The sequence below is a fragment of the Gordonia sp. NPDC003585 genome (assembly GCF_040610755.1).
In the GTDB taxonomy this organism is placed as follows: domain Bacteria; phylum Actinomycetota; class Actinomycetes; order Mycobacteriales; family Mycobacteriaceae; genus Gordonia.
Genome location: NZ_JBEXMX010000005.1, coordinates 37,765 through 52,693, shown reverse-complemented (window position 1 = coordinate 52,693; position 14,929 = coordinate 37,765). Strand labels below are relative to the sequence as shown.

General features: G+C 66.6%; 14 protein-coding genes. 6 read left to right on the top strand and 8 right to left on the bottom strand.

Going from position 1 to position 14,929, the window contains the following annotated elements:
- Nucleotides 1-50 precede the first annotated feature (50 nt).
- Nucleotides 51-704, bottom strand: coding sequence for a carbonic anhydrase (locus ABZW74_RS02255; protein WP_240862050.1), 654 nt, complete (start codon nucleotides 702-704; stop codon nucleotides 51-53).
- On the opposite strand from ABZW74_RS02255, the gene ABZW74_RS02250 reads away from it, so the two are divergent.
- A complete protein-coding gene (locus ABZW74_RS02250) occupies nucleotides 703-1,605 on the top strand; it encodes an A/G-specific adenine glycosylase (protein WP_240862052.1) in 903 nt (300 codons plus the stop codon). The genes ABZW74_RS02255 and ABZW74_RS02250 overlap by 2 nt on opposite strands.
- A gap of 102 nt (nucleotides 1,606-1,707) precedes the next feature.
- The gene (locus ABZW74_RS02245; protein WP_240862054.1) at nucleotides 1,708-2,694 is read left to right on the top strand and encodes a hypothetical protein; all 987 of its coding nucleotides are present in this window, start codon (nucleotides 1,708-1,710) and stop codon (nucleotides 2,692-2,694) included.
- Between the two features lie 66 nt (nucleotides 2,695-2,760).
- Here ABZW74_RS02245 and ABZW74_RS02240 read toward each other — a convergent pair whose 3' ends face one another.
- The gene (locus ABZW74_RS02240; RefSeq protein ID WP_240862056.1) at nucleotides 2,761-3,597 is read right to left on the bottom strand and encodes an alpha/beta hydrolase; all 837 of its coding nucleotides are present in this window, start codon (nucleotides 3,595-3,597) and stop codon (nucleotides 2,761-2,763) included.
- A 45-nt stretch (nucleotides 3,598-3,642) separates the two neighbouring features.
- Here ABZW74_RS02240 and mhuD point away from each other — a divergent pair, with 45 nt between their 5' ends.
- Nucleotides 3,643-3,951 carry a mycobilin-forming heme oxygenase MhuD gene (mhuD, locus tag ABZW74_RS02235; RefSeq protein WP_240862058.1) on the top strand — a complete coding sequence of 103 codons (309 nt, stop codon included), beginning with the start codon at nucleotides 3,643-3,645 and terminating at the stop codon, nucleotides 3,949-3,951.
- Nucleotides 3,952-3,983: 32 nt separating this feature from the next.
- Nucleotides 3,984-4,601 (top strand): LON peptidase substrate-binding domain-containing protein, encoded by a 618-nt coding sequence (locus tag ABZW74_RS02230; RefSeq protein WP_240862060.1) that lies wholly within the window; start codon nucleotides 3,984-3,986, stop codon nucleotides 4,599-4,601.
- A 10-nt stretch (nucleotides 4,602-4,611) separates the two neighbouring features.
- Here ABZW74_RS02230 and ABZW74_RS02225 read toward each other — a convergent pair whose 3' ends face one another.
- On the bottom strand, nucleotides 4,612-5,154 hold the full coding sequence (locus ABZW74_RS02225; RefSeq protein ID WP_355273460.1) for a universal stress protein: 543 nt from the start codon (nucleotides 5,152-5,154) through the stop codon (nucleotides 4,612-4,614).
- 127 nt (nucleotides 5,155-5,281) lie between these two features.
- Here ABZW74_RS02225 and ABZW74_RS02220 point away from each other — a divergent pair, with 127 nt between their 5' ends.
- Nucleotides 5,282-5,980, top strand: a complete 699-nt coding sequence (locus tag ABZW74_RS02220; RefSeq protein WP_240862063.1) for a helix-turn-helix domain-containing protein — start codon at nucleotides 5,282-5,284, stop codon at nucleotides 5,978-5,980.
- 116 nt (nucleotides 5,981-6,096) lie between these two features.
- Nucleotides 6,097-7,590 carry an aldehyde dehydrogenase gene (locus ABZW74_RS02215; protein ID WP_240862065.1) on the top strand — a complete coding sequence of 498 codons (1,494 nt, stop codon included), beginning with the start codon at nucleotides 6,097-6,099 and terminating at the stop codon, nucleotides 7,588-7,590.
- A 149-nt stretch (nucleotides 7,591-7,739) separates the two neighbouring features.
- On the opposite strand, the gene cydC is transcribed toward ABZW74_RS02215, so the two are convergent.
- From cydC to ABZW74_RS02190, 5 genes are all read right to left on the bottom strand, one after another.
- Nucleotides 7,740-9,434: a thiol reductant ABC exporter subunit CydC gene (gene cydC / locus ABZW74_RS02210; RefSeq protein ID WP_355273456.1), complete on the bottom strand. Its 1,695-nt coding sequence runs from the start codon at nucleotides 9,432-9,434 to the stop codon at nucleotides 7,740-7,742.
- Entirely contained in the window at nucleotides 9,416-11,161 is a 1,746-nt protein-coding gene (gene cydD, locus ABZW74_RS02205; RefSeq protein ID WP_355273453.1) for a thiol reductant ABC exporter subunit CydD, read from the bottom strand. The genes cydC and cydD overlap by 19 nt, the downstream gene beginning before the upstream one ends.
- A gap of 10 nt (nucleotides 11,162-11,171) precedes the next feature.
- The gene (cydB, locus tag ABZW74_RS02200; RefSeq protein WP_355273450.1) at nucleotides 11,172-12,254 is read right to left on the bottom strand and encodes a cytochrome d ubiquinol oxidase subunit II; all 1,083 of its coding nucleotides are present in this window, start codon (nucleotides 12,252-12,254) and stop codon (nucleotides 11,172-11,174) included.
- A gap of 11 nt (nucleotides 12,255-12,265) precedes the next feature.
- Complete coding sequence (locus ABZW74_RS02195; protein WP_355273447.1) at nucleotides 12,266-13,825, bottom strand: cytochrome ubiquinol oxidase subunit I; 1,560 nt, start codon at nucleotides 13,823-13,825, stop codon at nucleotides 12,266-12,268.
- 189 nt (nucleotides 13,826-14,014) lie between these two features.
- Nucleotides 14,015-14,887, bottom strand: coding sequence for an aminodeoxychorismate lyase (locus ABZW74_RS02190; protein ID WP_355273444.1), 873 nt, complete (start codon nucleotides 14,885-14,887; stop codon nucleotides 14,015-14,017).
- Between the last annotated feature and the right edge of the window lie 42 nt (nucleotides 14,888-14,929).

Sequence of the window (14,929 nt, the reverse complement as noted above, 5' to 3'; positions counted from 1 at the left end):
GCGCAAAGTCTAGAGTTCAGGTCCAGACATGCGTCGGTATCGGCCTTCGATCAGGCCGACTCCACCTGGCGCAGGACACCTACGGTGGTCTCGCCGATGTCGCCGTAGGCGCCGCGCAGTTGCACCTGGCCATCACTCAGCTGATAGGTGAGCCCGACGATCGCCAGCTTGCCCGTCGCAACGCGGTCCGCGATGATCCGGCTGCGCTGCATCAGCAGTTGCCCGGTCTCCACCACGTGCCGCGCTTCGAACTCGTCGACCCGGGTCAGACCTTCGCTGCGACCGGCGAGGATGCTCGGCGTCACTCGCTCGACGACGTCCCGGATGTAGCCGCCGGGAATCTGCAGTTCGTCGAGAGCGTCGAGGGTCGCCTTGACCGCACCGCAGCTGTCGTGGCCGAGGATCACGATGAGCGGCACCTCGAGCACTTCGGCGGCGTATTCGATGGACCCGAGCACGGCCGAGTCCATCACGTGACCGGCGGTACGTACGACGAACATGTCGCCGAGACCCTGGTCGAAGATGATCTCCGCGGCGAGTCGGGAGTCGGCGCAGCCGAACAGCACCGATTTGGGGTGCTGGCCCGCCGCGAGTCGGGCGCGGTCCTCGATACCCTGGCTGGGATGCTGAGAATCCCCCGCCACAAAACGGTCATTACCTTCGCGCAAGATGCGCCACGCCTGTCGCGGTGTAACTCCAGCCATGAGCAATAGTCTGCCATCTGCCGCGGTTCTCGGCTGGTTCGACCTCAACGAACGTGATCTGCCGTGGCGCGACCCCGACTGCACGGCGTGGCACATCCTGATCAGCGAGATCATGCTGCAACAGACCCCGGTGTCGCGGGTGATCGAGCCGTGGCGCGATTGGGTACGCCGCTGGCCGGTCCCGTCGGCCATGGCGGCCGCGCCCGCCGGCGAAGTCCTGCGCGCGTGGGGCAAACTCGGCTACCCACGACGCGCACTGCGCCTCCACGAGTGCTCGAAAGTGCTTGCCCGCGAACACGACGACCGGGTTCCGGCCGACGTCGAGACGATGCTGACGCTGCCCGGGATCGGTGACTACACCGCCCGTGCGGTGGCCTGCTTCGCGTTCGGGCAGGCAGTTCCGGTGGTGGACACCAATGTCCGTCGGGTGATCGCCCGCGCCGAGCACGGCCGTGAGCATCCGGGCAATCCTGCCCGCGCCGATCTCGCCGACGCCGACGCGCTCCTCCCGCGAGCCGACGACGGGTCGTATGCACAGTCGGCGCCGCGCTTCTCGGCCGCGCTGATGGAACTTGGGGCGCTCGTGTGCACGGCGCGCAACCCCCGATGCGATCGGTGCCCGATCCCCGACTGCCTCTGGGTGCGCCGCGGACGCCCCGCCCACACCGGGCCGCCGCGCAAGACGCAGAAGTTCGCCGGGACCGATCGTCAGGTGCGCGGGCTGCTCCTCGACGTCTTGCGCGGCACCGAGGATCCCGTCGAACGTGCGCGACTGGACCTGGCGTGGACGTCGGACACAGCGCAGCGCGATCGCGCGCTCGACTCCCTCCTCGTCGACGGTCTCGTCGAACTCACCGACGACGGGCGCTACTGCCTGGCAGGCGAATCCGGCACCCTCTGACCCCCCGTTCTGTGCCTCGGTACCTACACGACACGCGGGCTTACATGTGTCGTCCGTTTGATACCTCCCGCATCGGCGCAAACGTTGCTAATGTCCCGAGCCATGACGCAGCCGCCTTACCCACCTGAACCCAATCCCGCGTCCGGTGGGCAGCAGCCCGGCCAGACTCCGCCGCCCGACTACGGTCAGACACCGCAGTACGGTCAAACACCGCCACCGCCCCCACCACCCGGACCCCAGTACGGGCAGACACCCCCGCCGCAACCGCAATACGGCCAGGCTCCGCCGCCTCCGCCGCCGCCCGGACCCCAGTACGGTCAGCCGCAGGGTGGTTACCCCGGCGGGCCGCCGCCGGCCGGCCAGTTCGGCACCGACCCCACCAAGGTCGACGTCGGCGAGGCCTTCAGCTGGGCGTGGGGGAAATTCAAGAACAATGTCGGCGCCATGATCCTGCCGGGTGTCATCGCGTTCGCGCTCATCCTGATCGTCACCCTGCTCGCAGTGTTCGCCACGGCGATCTTCGGAACCACCGAGACCCACACATCGGACTACGGCAGCGGCTACACCTACAGCTACGAGACCACCACCATCGGCGGCGGCGGCCTGTTCCTGATGTTCCTGCTGTATCTGGTGCTGCTCGTCGGCATCTTCTACATCCAGATCAGCATCATCTCGGGAGCACTGCGCGTCGCGAACGGTGAACCCGTCACGTCCGCGTCGTTCCTGAAGCCGACGCGCTTCGGGCCGACGATCCTCACCGCGATCCTGGTCGGCATCATCACCTCGATCGGCCTGGTGCTGTGCGTCATCCCGGGCCTGATCGCCATCTTCCTGCTGCAGTTCTCGATCGTCGCGACGATCGACAAGCAGCTCTCGCCGGTCGATGCGATGAAGACGTCGTTCGAACTGGCGAAGACGAAGGTCGGTGACTCGCTGATCGCACTTCTCGTCGCCTACGCGATCAACCTGGTCGGCGCGATCGTCTGCTACATCGGCCTCATCGTCTCGGCTCCGTTGGCACAGTTGTTCTACGTGCACTGCTGGCGTCGACTCAACGGTGCGCCCATCGCGCCCCCAGATCCCGCCTGAGATTCCCTGTCCACTCGAGGCCGGCCCGCATCAGCGGGTCGGCCTCTCTGGTTATCTGACCTCTGCTTATCTGCTGAGGTCCAGCCCGGACAGAAACGCCTCCACCGCACCGCGATACACCTCTGGGGCGTCGTCGTGGACCAGGTGACCGGCACCGGGTACCCGCAGATACGACGCCCGGTCGCGGACCGCGCACATCTTGCGCATCTGCCCGGGCGGCGTGACGGTGTGTTCGGCTTCGATCACCAACGCAGGCACCGACGAGGCCGACCACTGCGCCCAGAAGTCGCGGCCGCCCCACTCCTCGGCGATCGCCGCCCACACCGGGATCTGGCCGTGCAGCCGACCGTCGTCGAACGCCTCGTAGAAGTAGCGGCCCGCCACCGGCCCGAACATCTCCTGCGCCGCATCGACGGAAGCGAAACGGTCGGGCCAACTCTCGAACCACGGCGTCCAGCTGGTGGTTGTGCGACCGCGGAAATCGGGTGCCATGTCCTCGACCACCAGCGCCGACACCAGCTCCGGGTAGGCAGCGGCGGCACACCAGGCGTGCAGTGCACCCATCGAGTGCCCGACGAGCACCGCCGGACCGAGGTCGATCCAGGTGAGGATCTCGGCGAGATCGGCGACAAACCGTTCGGTGGCGAGTTCGGCGGGGTCGTCCGGGATTTCGACGTCGGCACCGGTATGGAACGCGGCGTCGAAGGTGAACACCCGCCCGTATCGGCGCAGCCACGGGACCTGCCGGCGCCACGTCCGACCGCGCCCCATCAGGCCGTGCAGCAACACGATCGGCCCGACCCCGGTGTCGATGACGGCGCCGCTCGCGTCGTGGATCGGCAGCGGTCCGCCATGATCTCGCAGGCCGAGGTCGACGAACTCCGACGCCCGACGAATTGTCACGGGCAGAACCCTATTGCAACCGGTCGACATCAGTAAGCTGGACCCATGGCTGTTGTGAAAATCAATGCGATCTCCGTCCCCGAGGGTGCGGGCCCTGAACTCGAGAAGCGTTTCGCCCATCGCGCGCATGCGGTGGACGGCTCCAAGGGCTTCCTGGGCTTTCAGCTGCTCCGTCCGGTCAAGGGCGATGAGCGCTACTTCGTTGTGACGCAATGGGAATCCGAGGAGGACTTCCAGGCGTGGGCGTCGGGCCCGGCCCGTGAAGCGCATGCGGGCGAACGCGCAAAGCCGGTCGCGTCGGGGGCCGACCTCCTCGAGTTCGAGGTCGTGCTCGACGCCCGTCCGAGCTCCTGACAGACCAATCCGATTCGGCGCTCATCGCGCCGATGTTCCCGCTCGGCACCGCATTGTTGCCGGGCGAACCACTGCCGCTGCGCATCTTCGAGCCGCGATACCGAACGATGCTCGGCGACTGCCTGGCGGCCGGCGATCCCGCCCGATTCGGCGTCGTGCTGATTGCGCGGGGGTCGGAGGTCGGCGGCGGTGATGTACGCCACGATGTCGGCACGTTCGCCGAGATCGATTCCGTCGATCGGCTTCCGGACGGCCGGGCGACGCTCGTGGCCTTCGGCGCACGACGCTTTCGGGTACTGGAGTGGCTGTCCGACGACCCCTACCCGCGCGCCCGCGTGGAGGTTCTCCCCGATTTCGTCTTCGACGCGGGGCAGCGGGCGCGTCTCTCCATGCTGGGCATGCGCATCCGTGACCTCGTCGGTGACTTCGCGCGCGCCCGCGGCGTCGATCCGACCCAACTGCAAGACGTGTTCGGGGGGAACGACGCAGACACCGAACCGGTTGCCACCCTCTACCGCTGGGTCGCCAGTCTGCCGACCGGACCGCTCGACCGTCAGCGGCTGCTCGAAGCGCGCGACGTGGACGCCGGTCTCGACATACTCGCCGACGCCGCAGACGGTTTCGAGGCGCGCATGGCGTTCGGGTCCTAGGCCGACCGCCTCACGCACGCTCGGGTGCCATCGACACGCGTCCGACGGGCGACCACGTCGCCGTCGCTCGACGCGCTCGGGCCGGCTCCACCGGGATGACAAGACCTGATGCGCTGTCGATGACGACAACATCGACCCCGCTTTGCTTTCCGAGCCGGCGCGCGAGGCGCGACGGGCCGCCGTTTCCACCGAGCACCAGCTGATCTGCGCGCATCTCGTCGCAGACATCACGGAGAACGGTGAAGGGGTCGCCCTCCCGGATCACTTCATGGGTGGATACCGGGCCGTGCGCCTGCGCGGCTTCGCGGGCCTCACGCGCAATCTCCGTGATCTGCCATGCGTCCGCCAGTTGATGGGCGTCGGCGCCCAAGGCGTCGGCCCACGCGTGTTCCTCGCGTCGGGACCAGGCGCTGCGCCGGGTGCGTCGCACAGCGCTGACCAGCATCATCTCACCGCGCACACCGGTGACCATCGAGGCATATGCCACCGCATTCGCCGACGCATCGGTACCGCTGACACCGAGGACGACCCGCGGCACTCGCTCGTTGTTCATGGCCGGAACTCCTATCTGACCGGACGGAAAACCACTGCTCATCCATAGGAACATAAGATTTAGAAGTACTCAAGCATTTTTCTGAAGCAATGTGTTCAGAAATCGATGAATTGGTAGACTCCGAGGCATGACGCGGCGACAGTATGGACAGTTCTGCGGCTTGGCGATGGGCCTGGACGTCGTGGGCGAACGGTGGACCCTCCTGATCGTTCGCGAATTGATGGCCGGACCGAAGCGCTACTCGGACCTGCTCGAGGCCCTCGACGGCATCGGCACCAGCCTGCTGGCGTCGAGGCTCCGCCAACTCGAGGACGCCGAGGTGGTCCTCAAACGCCGACTCCCGAAGCCGTCGGCGTCGCTGGTCTATCAACTGACCGAATCGGGCCGCGAGCTCTCTCGGGCGCTGCTGCCGTTGGCGCTGTGGGGAGTTCGCCACCAGACGCACGCACCCAAGCAGCCTGACGACATGTTTCGGGCCGAATGGCCACTCGTCTTCATCGCGCAACTGATCGACGGGGATGTGACACGGGATGCCCGGTACACCTACCGATTCCACATCGATGGCTCCAGCGCCACGATTCGCCTGCGAGATGGCGAGGTCAGCGTCACCGAGTCCGACGCCGACGACCCGGATGGCGATGTCGACGTCGACATCACCATGGATGCGGCGACCATCGTCGACGTGAGTGCCGGACGACTGTCGCTCACCGAAGCCGTCACCGACGGCCGCATCGTCTTCGACGGCAACGCTTCGGCCGCCGCACTGCTGGTCGAGGCGCTGCCCGAGCGCATCACGATCGACTCCGGACTGATCGATCAGACGTGAGCCACTGGCCCCAGAGTTAGAACGTGTTCTAGTATCGGAGTGTGCGGTGGTTCACACCGCGAGCCGCAACCAGGCCCACCCGACACGATCCGCGACCAAACAGGAGCACTCAACTCATGACCGAAACCGTCGAGTCCCGCGTCGACACTCTCGCCGGTGGCGGCGACCATGCTCAGCTCTACATCGGCGGCACCTGGGCCGACCCACACTCCACCGAGACGCTCGAGGTGTTCTCCCCCGCAACCGGTGAGCGCGTGGGCTCGGTGCCTCTGGCCGACGAGGTCGATGTCGACACCGCGGTCCGCACCGCCCGTGCCGCGTTCGACTCGGGCGTGTGGCGCAGCAAGTCGCCCGCCGAACGGGCCGACATCGTCGCCAAGGTCGCCGACCTGCTCGACGAACGCAACGACGAGGTCGCGGCATTGGTGTCGTCGGAGATGGGTGCGCCGCCGAGTGCGGTCAGCATGCTGCAGCAACTGCCGGGTACCGGGGTGCTGCGCGCCTACGCCGACGCGGCCCGCAACTACGACTGGGTGGAGTATCGCAACGGAGTGTTCGGCACCACCCGCGTGACCCGCGAACCGGTTGGTGTGGTCGGCGCGATCTGCGCGTGGAATGTGCCGCTCTTCCTCACCTGCAACAAGCTCGGCGCCGCTCTCGCCGCAGGCTGCTCGGTGGTGGTCAAGCCCGCACCCGAAACCCCGCTCACCGCAAACTATGTCGCCGCACTCTTCGTGGAAGCCGGTGTGCCCGAAGGGGTCATCTCGGTGGTCCCGGGCGGCACCGAGACCGGGCAGGCCTTGGTGGCGCATCCGCTGGTGGACAAGATCACCTTCACCGGCTCCACCGCGGCCGGCAAGGCGATCGGCGCAGCCTGTGCCGAGTCGCTCAAACGCTGCTCACTGGAGCTCGGTGGCAAGTCGGCGGCCATCGTGCTCGACGACGTCGACCTGGCCGCCAACGCCTTCATGCTGACCTTCCTCGGTCTGTTCAACACCGGCCAGGCCTGTGTCGCCCAGACCCGCGTGCTGGTCCCCCGGAGTCGCCAGGACGAGATCGTCACCGCGATGGTCGAATCGGCCAAGCTGATGAAGGTCGGACTGCCCTCTGATCCGGAAGCCCAACTGGGACCGCTGATCTCCGACCGACAGCGCGCCCGCGTCGAGGGCTACATCGAGGCGGGCAAGAAGGCCGGAGCCACCGCGGCGCTGGAGAGCGAACGTCCGGAAGGTCTTGACGCAGGCTACTTCCTGACGCCGACGATCTTCACCGGCGTCACCAACGACATGACCATCGCCCAGGAAGAGATCTTCGGGCCGGTCCTTTCCGTCATCGCCTACGACGACCTCGACGAGGCCATCGCCATCGCCAACGACTCCGAGTACGGGCTCGCCGGAACCGTCTGGACGAGCGACGTGGAGCGCGGCATCGAGGTCTCGGAGAAGATCCGCACCGGCACATTCGGAATCAACTTCTACGCCATCGATCCCGGGTCACCGTTCGGCGGATTCAAGAACTCCGGCATCGGCCGCGAATGCGGACCCGAAGGACTCGAGGCCTTCCTCGAACACAAGTCGACGATGCTTCCGGCTGGCTACGAACCCAAGTAGTCTCCAGCCGGCCGATCCGACGAGGGTGGCCGAGTCACCGCCCGTAGGAAAGCTGTACCTGGGAGGTCGGCCAAATGCACTGTGCGCTCGGCCGATCTCCCAGGTACAGATTTCCGCGGGCGGAGTGGAAGACTCCGGGAATCTTCGGGTCACACACCGACCGCCGCGAGGTCCACGACATCGGCGCCGGTTCCGTCCGGAAGTTGGTGTGTCACAACGACGACGGTCCGGTCGGGGCCGAACAGCCCGTCCGCCGGGTCGAGGATCTGCCGCATCAGCGGATCGGCGTCGTCGGCGTCGAGGTGTTCGGTCGGCTCGTCGAGGAGCACCACCGGCGCCCGCTGCAACAGCGCACGGGCGAGCAGCAACCTGCGGCGCTGACCACCGCTGATCGCGTCGGAACCGCCGGCCAGCACGGTGTCGAGCCCGTCGGGAAGTCCCGTCACCCACGCCCACAGACCGACCCGGTCCAGCGCCGAAGTCATCTCGCCCTCCGACGCGTCGCCCCGCGCCACACGAAGATTCTCCCGGATCGACGTCGAGAAGATGTGCGCATCTTCGGCGAAGTAGGTTGCCGCCGAACGAGGTTCGACAGACTCGGCGCCCGAACCCGAGTACGACACAGAACCCGACTGCGGAGCCAGCAGACCGGCGAGCGTCAACAACAGCGTGGACTTACCCGATCCGCTCGGCCCGACCACGGCCAGGCGCGACCCCGCAGGCAGGGTGCGATCGAGTCCGCTCACCGGGCCAAGCGCCTCGGAACCCGACCAGCCCCAACGCATCCGATCGAGGTCGAGAGCAACCGGGCCGAAATGCACCGACGCGTCACCGCCGGCATCGGGGTCGGTGCCGGCCGCGTCGACGAGTGCCATCACCCGTGCCGCGCTCTGCCGCGAGGTCTCGATCTGAATCCCCGCCTCCGTCAACGGTGCGGTCGATTCGAATGCCGAGAGCGGCAACAAGATCAGCACACCTAGGATCATCGGCGTGAGTCCGTGGCCCGAGGACACATCGGCGAGGGACCCCGACACCTGCGAGGCCAGGTGGATACCGATCATGCAGGCGGCCAGCAACGACGCCCCGAGCGAGAGCGGTGTCGCCGCGGCCGCAGCCGCCTGCCACCTCAGCCCGCGGTCGGCGGCGGCAAGCGCATCACGGTCGGCCTCGGACGCCGCATCCAGCACAACTGGCCGACGACGCGCGACGACGAGTTCCGGTGCGTGCCACAGCGCCGTCGTGGTCGCCTCCGCCGATTGGGTGGTCGCACTCGACGCGTCGGCGATCGAGCGTGACGCCCCACGAGCGGCCAGCCACGGCGCGACGACGCCGCTGACGATCAGTGCGGCACCGAGCACCAACGCCGCCCACACCGATACCAGCGCCATGATGACCACCGCCGCAACCGATGTCGTGAGCCCGACGCCGATCGGGATGATGCCGCGAATCAGCGCGTTGCCGATCTCATCGATGTCGTCGCCGGTGCGGGTCAACAAGTCACCACGGCGCAACGTCACCGAGTAGGCCGGCGAACCCGACGCCAGGGCGATATAGACCCGCTCACGAGCCGACGCCATCGCACCGAGGGCCAAGTCGTGGGTGGCAAGACGCTCGAGATACCGGAACAGTCCGCGCGAGATTCCGAGCGCACGAACGGCGGTGATCGCCACCGACAAGAACAGCACGGGCGGCATCTGCCAGGCCCGGGTGATCAACCACGCCGACAAGGCGGCCAATCCCAACGCCGACAACGCTCCGCCGACACCCAACAGCAACGATCGCACCACCGGCCGGCCCTTCAGACCGAGAAAGCCGAGCGCCCGGATCAGCGGGTCTTGTCGCACGAGATCACCTCCGGATCGTCCCCCGTCGCTTCGCTCGCCCCGACATCCCCCGTCGCTTCGCTCGCCCCTGGAAAAGTGACCACACAGTCGGCGACATCACGCGCGATGTCACGATGTGCGACGACGAGCACGGTGTCACCGGCCCGGGCCCGCGCCGCAAGTGCGGCAAGCACCGACGCCTCAGCGGCAGCGTCAAGGTGGGCGGTCGGTTCGTCGAGCAACAGCAGTGGCGCCGGCGAGGCGAGCACACGCGTCAAGGCGAGTCGTTGCCGCTGCCCGGCCGACAGGCCGACTCCCCCGGCGCCCAGCCTGGTGTCGGAGCCCTCGGCGAGACCAGCCAGGACATCGTCGAAACCCGTTGCCGCTGTGGCCTTTGCGAGACCGTCGGGATCGAGTGCACCGAACAGCGCGAGATTGTCGGCGACGCTGCCCGGTACGATCACCGGTTGCTGCGGTAGCCAGGCGACCTGCTCATGAAATGCGGCGGGCTCGAGTTCGGCAACCGGAACCGAACCCACGAGGACCGATCCTTCGTCCGGCGCGGCAAGTCCCAGGATCGTGGCCAGCGCGGTCGACTTGCCGGAACCGTTAGGGCCGGTGAAAAGCGTGATCACACCGGGGTCGACCACCGCGTCCAATCCATAGGGCGCCCAACCGTCGCGGCCGTGCACGCCCACGTCGAGCAGCGTGATCTTCGCTCCCGCAACGGCGACCGTGCGCGTGGCGGTGCCCGGGCGCGGCACGGCACTCTCCATGAGTTCGAACACCTCGCGCGCGGCGGTCATGCCGTCGGTCGAGTTGTGGAACTGCATGCCCACCCGCCGTAACGGCAGATACGCCTCCGGAGCCAGGATCAGCGCGAAAAGACCGGCATACAAACTCATCTCGCCGTACACGAGCCGCAGACCGATACCGACGGCCACCAGTGCCACACACAGGGTGGCCAGCAGTTCCAGCACACCGCCGGACAGGAAGGCGACCCGCAGCGACGACATCGTGCTGCGCCGGTGTGCCGCACCGAGTTCGGCGACCTGCTTGGCCGGTGCCTGCGCGCGGCCCAGTGCACGCAGGGTCGGCAAGCCGGTGATCAGATCGAGCAGCTGCGCCGAGAGCCGGCTCATGGTGGCCAGTTTGCGTTCGGTCCGGTCCCTTGTCATGAGCCCGACGAGCACCATGAAGACCGGGATCAGCGGCAGCGTGACGACGATGATCAGCGCCGAAGGAAGGTCGGCGATCGCGATCACCACGATCACGATCGGCGTCACGATCATCGAGATGATCAGTGCGGGAAGGTATCCGGACAAGTAGGGACCGATGGCGTCGAGACCGCGGAGCAGGACGGTGCTCGCGTGCTCGCGTTTGCCCAGCAGGTTACGCGGCGTCGTGCGGTCGGGATCGGTCAGCGTGTCGAGTGCTCGCGAACGCAATTCGGCAATTGTGCGTGCCGACGCCCGATGCGCGTAGCGATCGTGCCCGAAGGTCATCGCGGCCCGGGCCAGCAGTGCGACGGCGAGCACCGTCAGATGGCCGGTCTGCGCCGACAGCGACCGCGCATCGGGGTCGACGATGAGTTCGGAGGCGATGGAGGCAACCATCGCCGCGATCACGATGACGGCGACCACCTCGGCGATGGCGAACGCTGCGGTCAGCGCGACATACGTCCGTGCCGTCGGCGAATAGCGCAGCAACCGCGGATCCAGCGGCGGTCGCGAGGCGCGTTTGGTCACTCGACGAACCTCATTCGCCGCCCACCCGCAACGACGGGAGTCCGGTGGGCGCCGGGATCTGTTCGACGGAGATGCGCTTGCGGAACACCCAGTAGCTCCACGCCTGATACCCGATCACCACGGGCGTGATGAGCACCGCGGCCCACGTCATCACGGTCAGCGTGTAGTGGCTCGACGAGGTGTTGTCGATGGTGAGGTTCCAGGCCTCGTTGGTGGAGGACGGCAGCACATTCGGGTACAGGACCGAGAACAGCGTGGCAACGGTACCGGCGATCGCGATCGAGGTGGCCAGGAAGGCAATGCCTTCGCGTCGTACCTGGGTTGCCAACACCATGACCACCGCGGCGACCGCGGCGATGAGAACCGGAATCCAGGTCCAGCCGTTGCCGTAGGCGAACTGCGTCCACAGCAGGAAGCCCGCCGCGACCACCAGGGTCGGGATGGCCAGACGCGACGCGTAGCGCATCGAATCCTCTTGCAGCACACCGCTGGTCTTGAGCGCCAGGAACACTGCGCCGTGCGTCAGGAAGGCCAGCAGCGTGGTTGCGCCACCGAGCAGCGCATACGGGTTGAGCAGGTTGAAGAAGCCGCCGGTGTATTGCGCCTTCTCGTCGATGGGGATGCCGCGGATCACGTTGGCGAAGGCCACTCCCCAGAGCAGGGCCGGAATCCACGAGCCCAGCCCGATCCCGACGTCGGCCCACGTGCGCCAGCGCGGATCGTTGATCTTGCCGCGCCACTCGATCGCGCAAACACGCGTGATGAGACCAACCAGGATGAGGAACAGCGGCAGGTAGAAGGCGGTGAACATTGTTGCATACCAACCACCGAACGCGGCGAACAGCGCACCGCCGGCGGTCAGCAGCCACACCTCGTTACCGTCCCACACCGGCCCGATCGTGTTGAGCAGCGCGCGACGCCGCTTGTCGGGGTCGGCGATGTCGTCGGTCGCGTCCACCTTGGCGTCGCCCCCGGTGTGGCTGCGGCCGAGGAACGGCATCAGCATGCCGACCCCGAAGTCGAAGCCCTCCAGAACGAAATAGCCGATGAACAACACCGCGATGAGCAGAAACCAGAACTCAGGCAGTCCCATGGTGATCCTCCTCAGTAAGCGAACGAGAGTTGTTTGGGCTCATCGGAATCCGATGGCTCGTCGGGTGGCACCGCATCGTAGGTGGCCGGACCCTCGATGATGTATCGGCGCTGCAGCATGAACCACACCACACCCAGTGCGCCATAGAGCAGGGTGAAGCCGATCAACGTCACCCAGACCGTGGCCGCGACATGATTGGACACACCGTCCTGGACGAGCATGTTGATCTGCGTCGGGTCCAGGTCGTCGGCCCAGTTGGGTGCGACCACCCAGGGCTGACGACCCATCTCGGTGAAGATCCAGCCGGAAGCGTTGGCCAGGAAGGGTGTCGGGATCATCAGCAACGCGACGAAGCCGAATTTGCGCGAGGTCACCACCCGCTTACGTCTGGTCAGCCACAGCCCGCCGAGCGCCACGACCACCGAACCCAGCGCCCACGTGATCATCGCGCGGAAACTCCAGTAGGTGACAAAGAGATTCGGCGCAAAGTTCTGGCCCGGCATCTGCAAGGCCTCCTGGTACTGAACCTGCAGTTCGTTCACGCCCTTCAGCGGGGTGTCGAAATGGTGGTCGGCGAGGAACGAGAGCATGCCCGGGATCTCGATGACGTGATCGATGTTGTCGCAATTGTTCTGTCGGCCGATGGACAGCACCGAGAACGGGGCGCCGCCGGTCGTCGAGTCGCACAGCGATTCGGCAGCGGCCATCTTCATCGGCTGCTGCTTGAACATGATCTGCGCCTGGATATCGCCGGTGATGAAGAGTGCCACACCGGACACGATGGTGAGCCACAGAGCGAATCTGGCCACCGGACGCCACAATTCGCGTGCGTCGCGTTCCAGATCTTCGGGCGTCGCGTCGATCTGGCTCGGTGAGGTGGTCTTCGGCATTCCCGAGGTGTCACCGGTCTCGATGGCTTCGCGAAGTTTCTTGGCCCGCCACGAGTTTCGCGCCATCCACCAGATGCCGATCGCGGCCACAAAGGTGCCTGCGGTCAACAATGCGCCGGCGATGACGTGAGGGAACGCCGCCAGCGTCGTGCTGTTGGTGATGACGGCGAAGAAGTCGTTCATCCTGGGCCGGTTGCGGGTCTCGTCCCACACCACACCCACCGGATGCTGCATCCACGAGTTGGCCGCGATGATGAAGTAGGCCGACGCGTTGACGCCGATCGCGGCCAGCCAGATGCACATGAGGTGAATCCGGCGGGGCAGCCGGCCCCAGCCGAAGATCCACAACCCGATGAAGGTGGACTCCAGGAAGAACGCGATGAGCCCTTCGAGCGCGAGCGGCGCACCGAAGACGTCGGCGACGTAGCGGCTGTACTCGCTCCAGTTCATGCCGAACTGGAACTCCTGCACGATGCCGGTGGCGACGCCGAGCGCGAAGTTGATCAGGAACAGCTTCCCGAAGAACTTGGTGGCGCGCAGCCACTGCTCGTTGCCGGTCACGTGCCACACCGTCTGCATCACCGCGATCATCGGCGCAAGACCGATCGTCAGGGGAACCAGGATGAAGTGATAGACCGTTGTGATCCCGAATTGCCAACGGGAGACATCCAGTGCGTCCATTTCGCCTCTAATCGAGTCGCTCCGCACCCGGGCTGGGGCGCGGAGAACCGGCAGGATCATGCGCACCTACTACTTCGAGTAGTAGGTATGCGGGCGACGTTACGCCTGGTCGCAGTGGGCTACAAGCGACAAAGGTCCCATCGCCGTGCGTCGTCCTGTGGGCTCCGTCTCAGCTGCCCGACTTGATTGTCAATCAACACAGATAGCGCGATCTACCAAATCGATGAATTTCTTGTGACCATCGGAAACCGGCATGAGATAGCGATTCAGCGCGGTCACCCGGGCCGCGAGCGTCACACTGCTCACCATCCAGACCGAATCCGCCGCAATCAGGTCCGCGGCGCGCAGTACGCGGGTCGATGTTCGCCAGCCCTCCTGCTCTGCCAATTCGAAGACCGCGCGAGCCGTGGTGCCGGGCAGGATCCCGATCTCGGTGGGCGGGGTGATCAGCTCGTCGCCCCGGACCGCGACCACCGTCGAACGCGGCCCCTCCAGGATCAGGCCCTCGCTGCTGGTGAAGATGACGTCGTCGAACCCCTGGTCGGCCGCGTGCCGCAACGCGGCCATGTTGGTTGCGTAGCTGAGGGTCTTGGCGCCGAGAAGCTGCCACGGCGCTCTCGCACCGAGATCCACCGAGAATCCCCGTTCGAGGGTCAGGACCGAAACCCCTTGATCGCGTGCCTGTTTCACTCGTTCCGGGACCGGCGCGACGGTGAGGTAGGCGGTGGGAGTTCCCGGATCGCTCTCCCGGCCACGGGAATAGACAAGTCGCAGCAGCCCCTCGGCATCATGGGAGTTCGGGTGCCCGTCGTTCCAGAGGCCGACGGCCGTGTCGATCGCTGCACGCCAGGCGTCGAGATCGGGTTCGGGCAATCCGATCGCGGCCGAACTGGTCACCAGCCGGTCCAGGTGCAGCCGGACTCCGCGCGCACGCCCGGCCCGCACCAGCAGCGTCTCGAACACCCCGTCGCCGCGGACCGCCGCGAGATCGTCGGCGGCGAGGAACGGGGCGTCGAAATCGTGCGCGGTGCCGTCCAGGGAAACCAAGACCGATGTCGTCATGGGCACGAGGCTGCCACGACGGCGCACCGGGTGTCACATGCC